Source organism: Mycobacterium sp., from assembly GCF_049278535.1.
In the GTDB taxonomy this organism is placed as follows: Bacteria; Actinomycetota; Actinomycetes; order Mycobacteriales; family Mycobacteriaceae; genus Mycobacterium.
The window spans coordinates 1-2264 of sequence record NZ_JBAPMI010000103.1 but is presented as its reverse complement, the minus strand read 5'-3'; the positions used below and the strand labels follow the sequence as shown (position 1 = coordinate 2264).

Below are 2264 nucleotides of genomic sequence, written 5' to 3'. Positions count from 1 at the left end.
ACCGGTGTCGGCAACTGCCACGTCTACGTCAACGACGCCGCCGACCTCGACATGGCCGAGCGAATTCTGTTGAATTCCAAGACTCGTCGTCCGAGCGTGTGCAATGCCGCCGAGACGCTGCTCATCGATGCGTCGATCGCCGACCAGGCGATGCCGCGGCTGATCAATGCGCTGCAAGAGGCCGGTGTGACGGTGCACATCGACCCCGACGACGACCATTTGCGCCGCGAATACCTGGCGATGGAGATCTCGGTCGCGCTCGTCAACGGCGTCGATGCGGCAATCGCTCATATCAACGAATATGGAACCGGGCACACCGAGGCCATCGTGACCTCCAATATGGCTGCCGCCCAACGGTTCACCGAAGGTGTCGACGCGGCCGCGGTGATGGTGAATGCGGCAACCTCGTTCACCGACGGCGAGCAGTTCGGGTTCGGAGCCGAGATCGGGATCTCGACCCAGAAATTGCATGCCCGTGGCCCGATGGGTCTGCCGGAATTGACCTCAACCAAATGGATCGTCTGGGGAGACGGTCAGACTCGCCCGGCCTGACATGCTTAGGAGAACGCAAAAGTGAGTGTGCCCGCGCGGCCTGCCCCGCTGTTCGCCGATATCGACGATGTCGGTCGTCGCCTGGCGGAAACCGGCTACCTGCCCGACACCGCCACCGCTACTGCGGTTTTCCTCGCCGACCGGCTCGGCAAGCCACTGCTGGTGGAGGGCCCGGCCGGTGTCGGTAAGACCGAACTGGCTCGCGCCGTCGCGCAGGCCACCGGATCCGGTCTGGTCCGCCTGCAGTGCTACGAAGGTGTCGACGAAGCCCGTGCGCTCTACGAGTGGAACCACGCCAAGCAGATTCTGCGCATCCAGGCCGGGTCCGATGACTGGGACCAGACCAAGACCGATGTCTTCACCGAAGAGTTCCTGCTATCCCGGCCGCTGCTGACGGCGATCCGGCGCACCGAACCCACGGTGCTGCTGGTCGACGAAACCGACAAGGCCGACATCGAAATCGAGGGTCTGCTGCTGGAGGTGCTGTCCGACTTCGCGGTGACGGTCCCAGAGTTGGGCACCATCACCGCCGAACGGCCGCCGTTCGTCGTGCTGACTTCCAACGCCACCCGCGAACTGTCCGAGGCGCTCAAACGTCGCTGCCTATTCCTGCACATCGACTTCCCCAACGCCGACCTCGAACGCCGAATCCTGTTGTCCCGCGTGCCCGAACTGCCCGGCCACATCGCCGAGGAATTGGTGCGCATCATCGGAGTGCTGCGTGGGATGCAACTCAAGAAGCTGCCGTCGGTGGCCGAGACCATCGACTGGGGGCGTACGGTGCTGGCGCTCGGTTTGGACACCATCGACGACGCGACGATCGCCGCGACAATGGGTGTCGTGCTCAAGCATCAGTCCGATCAACAGCGCGCCATCGGCGAGCTCAGGCTGAACTAGGTCGGATCAGATGGCCGTCCGCCGCGTTCGCCCAAGCCAGCCGCTGGCCCCTCATGGCCTGCCGGGCCACCTGGTCGGGTTCGTTGAAGCCCTTCGCGGACAAGGTATCTCGGTCGGGCCGTCGGAGACGGTGGACGCCGGCCGGGTGATGGGAGTTCTCGGTCTCGGCGACCGCGAGATCCTGCGCGAAGGTCTGGCGTGCGCCGTGCTGCGCCGGCCCGAGCACCGCGAAACCTACGACGCGATGTTCGACCTGTGGTGGCCGCCCGCACTCGGCACACGCGCGGCGGTCAGCGAAGAGGACGCCGTCGATCCCGATGTCCAGCTTCCGCCCGACGACGTCGAGGCGATGCGCCAGATGCTGCTGGATCTGCTGACGGACAACCCCGAACTCGCCGACATGGATGAGCGGCTGGTCGCGATGATCGCCCAAATCGTGGACGCCTATGGCAAATACAACTCCAGCCGCGGCCCGTCCTACTCGTCGTATCAGGCCCTCAAATCGATGGCGCTGGACGAGCTGGAGGGCAAGCTGCTGGCCGGCCTGCTCGCTCCGTACGGCGACGAACCGACACCGACTCAGGAGCAAATCGCTAAAGCACTTGCTGCGCAACGGATCACACAGCTGCGAAAAATGGTCGACGCCGAGACCAAGCGGCGCACGGCTGAGCAACTCGGCCGTGACCACGTGCAGATGTACGGCATCCCTCAGCTATCCGAGAATGTCGAATTCCTGCGCGCCTCAGGCGATCAGCTGCGTTCCATGCGCCGGGTCGTGCAGCCGCTGGCCCGCACGCTGGCCACCCGGCTGGCCG

At 65.0% G+C, this 2264-nt stretch carries 2 protein-coding genes and 1 pseudogene; all 3 read left to right on the top strand.

Going from position 1 to position 2264, the window contains the following annotated elements:
• Positions 1–552 (top strand): aldehyde dehydrogenase family protein (locus tag WAO18_RS06870; protein WP_422204966.1); only part of this gene is annotated, 552 nt, incomplete at its 5' end.
• A 21-nt stretch (positions 553–573) separates the two neighbouring features.
• Positions 574–1449, top strand: coding sequence for an AAA family ATPase (locus WAO18_RS06865; protein ID WP_422204965.1), 876 nt, complete (start codon positions 574–576; stop codon positions 1447–1449).
• A 10-nt stretch (positions 1450–1459) separates the two neighbouring features.
• Positions 1460–2264: pseudogene (locus WAO18_RS06860) on the top strand (hypothetical protein); the annotation flags it as partial.